General features: G+C 44.7%; 3 protein-coding genes. 1 reads left to right on the forward strand and 2 read right to left on the reverse strand.

Translation table 11 applies throughout. From position 1 onward, the window contains the following. Positions 1–264: 264 nt before the first annotated feature. Both AC3ZFK_RS07460 and AC3ZFK_RS07465 read right to left on the reverse strand, forming a co-directional pair. Positions 265–1,566, reverse strand: a complete 1,302-nt coding sequence (locus AC3ZFK_RS07460; RefSeq protein WP_487507166.1) for an ATP-binding protein — start codon at positions 1,564–1,566, stop codon at positions 265–267. Positions 1,567–1,614: 48 nt separating this feature from the next. After that, entirely contained in the window at positions 1,615–2,316 is a 702-nt protein-coding gene (locus tag AC3ZFK_RS07465) for a response regulator (RefSeq protein WP_487507167.1), read from the reverse strand. Positions 2,317–2,445: 129 nt separating this feature from the next. On the opposite strand from AC3ZFK_RS07465, the gene AC3ZFK_RS07470 reads away from it, so the two are divergent. Beyond that, positions 2,446–2,730: a hypothetical protein gene (locus tag AC3ZFK_RS07470; protein ID WP_487507168.1), complete on the forward strand. Its 285-nt coding sequence runs from the start codon at positions 2,446–2,448 to the stop codon at positions 2,728–2,730. Positions 2,731–3,067 lie beyond the last annotated feature (337 nt).

Here is a 3,067-nt window from a genome sequence, read left to right on the forward strand (position 1 = left end):
CTGATGTTATAAAAAATATTAACTGGTTAATTTGACCTATCTGCCCGCCACAAAGCGGATACAGATACACCGCAGGTTAGGCCAGTGATTTATACCCTTTAACCAACTATAGCTACTTGACCTAGGTCAAATTGAAACAATACTGAAACAATTAACTAACTGTAGTGGCCGTCTCATTGTAACAATAATTTCAATATAACAGAGCTGAACATCCCTTAATTTATGGTTAATTATCCTGCCCAAAAGGGGTTAAATTGATTTAAATCAGGTAATTTGTAAAGATGCCTCAATGCCCCCAGCAGTACGGTTGTTCAACGCAACTTTCCAACCATTTACATCTGCAAGATTTTTTACAATTGCCAGGCCAAGACCACTACCACCACTCTTGTCTGAACGGGACTCATCAACCCGATAAAAAGGTTGAAAGATATTTTTTAGATCTTTTTCAGGAATTCCCATGCCACGATTAAGAACACGGATAATTGTATGCTCTGGTGAACAATCCAGCCTCACCTCCAGACTCTCTCCATCTCCGTAACGGTATCCATTATCGAGATAGTTTGAGAGAATTCTATGCAACGCAGACAGGTCTATCTCTTTTTTGCACTGCCCGCTGTCGGCCCGCCACCCAACACGCATGCCGCCGCGAACTTTTCTATCTACCACCTCCGTTATCGCCCTGTTCAAATCAGTAAGCTCAAGCTTTCCCTGCTTGCCTCCCCGGGCAAACTCCATCGCCTCACTGATCATCTGATCCATCACATCCAGGTCGTCGATAATTCCCTCAACCAGCTCCGGACTCTGCTCTCTGGAGAGCATCTCTATACTGAGGCGCATGCGGGCAAGTGGGGTTTTGAGATCATGCGATATACCCACCAGCATGGTTGATCTATTTTCAGTCAGATTCTGAACGCTCTTTACCATCCAGTTAAATCGCTGCACCAGCGATGAAAACTCTGCGGGCCCCTTCTCTGGCAGAGGCTTGGGATAAGATCCCATAGCCATCTCCCCAACTGCACCACGCAACTTATTAATTGGCATAAGCAGCCAGCGGGTAAGATAGTAGACCAATACCATAGAGAGAAAAAATACTGCCAAAAACACCAACAACAGCACAGAGGGATTTAGACACCCCTTGCGCTCTTGGGAGAACCCTATACGTATTGATTTTCCTGTTTTGTGCTTTCCCCAAACTACCGGCAGATCAACCCAATAGTGGCCATGATCATGTCCATATGGATCATGATCACTCTCCCACATGGTTATGGGAACACCAAAACGTTCCTCAATTTCATCATCAACAAAGTGCCAGAACGGGATACGCCACTCTGCCGGTCTGATCTTCAGATCTGGGGAGCCCAGTATGAAACCGGTGAACTCATTCTCTCTCTCTGTACCATCAAACTCACCAGCAAGACGCAGAAGGGATGGGTTCTCTCTTATCTTCTCCAGGGCATCAACAAAGTGGTTAACCCTGGTCTCCACATTGGGCATCACCATCTGCTTGAAAAAGATAATGAAGGTAATCAACTGCAAGAAGAAAATCCCCAGCCCCACCAGAATCATGGTGCGACTATATAGGCTTTTTGGTAGTTTTAGTGGAAAGCGCACAAATCAGCTACTGGTGGAGAATATATAACCAACACCCCGTACAGTCTTGATAAAAACCGGATGGTGTGGATCTGCCTCAATCTTCTTGCGAAGCCTGGTGATTCTGACATCAATACTTCGATCGAAGGCCTCTTCTGAGCCACCATCCAGCAGGTCAAGCAGGTGATCTCTACTCAGTACATGGTTGGGGTGCTCAACCAGATGTCTCAACAGCTCAAACTCCCCACTGGTCACCTCTACAGCCTCTCCATTCTTGGTTAACGAGTAGCTGTTAAGGTCTACCTGATAATCTCCAAATGATACGGTATTTTGATCTTCTGCCCCTGCATCAGCTCTATCGAGTCGCCGTAAAACAGACTGAATTCGAGCCAGCAGCTCTCTTGGATTGAATGGTTTGGCCAGATAGTCATCCGCCCCCATCTCCAGCCCCACAATCTTGTCAATCTCCTCCCCCTTGGCGCTGAGGATAATGATCGGAATATTGCTGCTTGCACGAAGTCTGCGTGCAATAGAGAGTCCATCCTCACCCGGCATCATAAGATCCAGCACAATCAGATTTGGAGAAAATCCAGGGAGAACACTATCCATCTCCTCACCATCCTCTGCCGTCTCTACCTCATACCCCTGCTCATTGAGGTATCTGGAGAGCAGATCTCTTAGCTTTTGGTCATCATCAACAATCAGAATCTTGTTTTTTTCTCCCACAATACCCCCTTTTAATCAACCAGTTACTCTAAACCAACCCATAGAAACATACTGAAATAGTAGGAAATTTTACTGTAACAGCTGATCCATATAATAGTCCACAACTTAAACAAAATAAGGAATTACATTATGAAGTATTCAAACAAAATTATCACAACAGTTGCTGGAACACTATTGATCTCTGGTTCCGCTATGGCCTCTATAGCTGACGACCATACAGAGGCTGGATGGTCATCAGAGAACATGAGTGAGAACTATAGTGGCGAGCAAGTTAGCTACTCTGGGACTCCTCTCTCTGCAGAAGAGCTGAATGACAATGGTTTCAACTGGTCATCAGAGAGTCTTAGCAGCAACTTCCAGGAAGTTCGCTACACATTCGACGACTTTCTTGAGGAAAGTGGCTTTAACTTTTAATCCTTAACGGATTGAAACAATCTGAAATAGTGGTGAAACAACAGAGAAATGGTTGCCCACTATGATGAGAGTCGTGAACAGACACTGGAGGCCTCTCCCTCCTCCTCGATAGTCTCCAGTGTCTGTTCAGCTTGTTTATAGACAATTACCAATAACGAGAATAAGACCATGAAAAATATGACTAAAAATATTATCAATTTTGTAATGGATCCACTGGGCGAAGGATTCATTGTTATAGGCTCAATGCTCATGTTCGCTCTATTTGCCCTTTAGATAAAAGTTGTCCTCCCCCTAAATCCGATACACATTTCGAAGCTGTGTATCGGATTTTTTATTG

It is taken from the genome of Candidatus Thiopontia autotrophica (assembly GCF_982804495.1).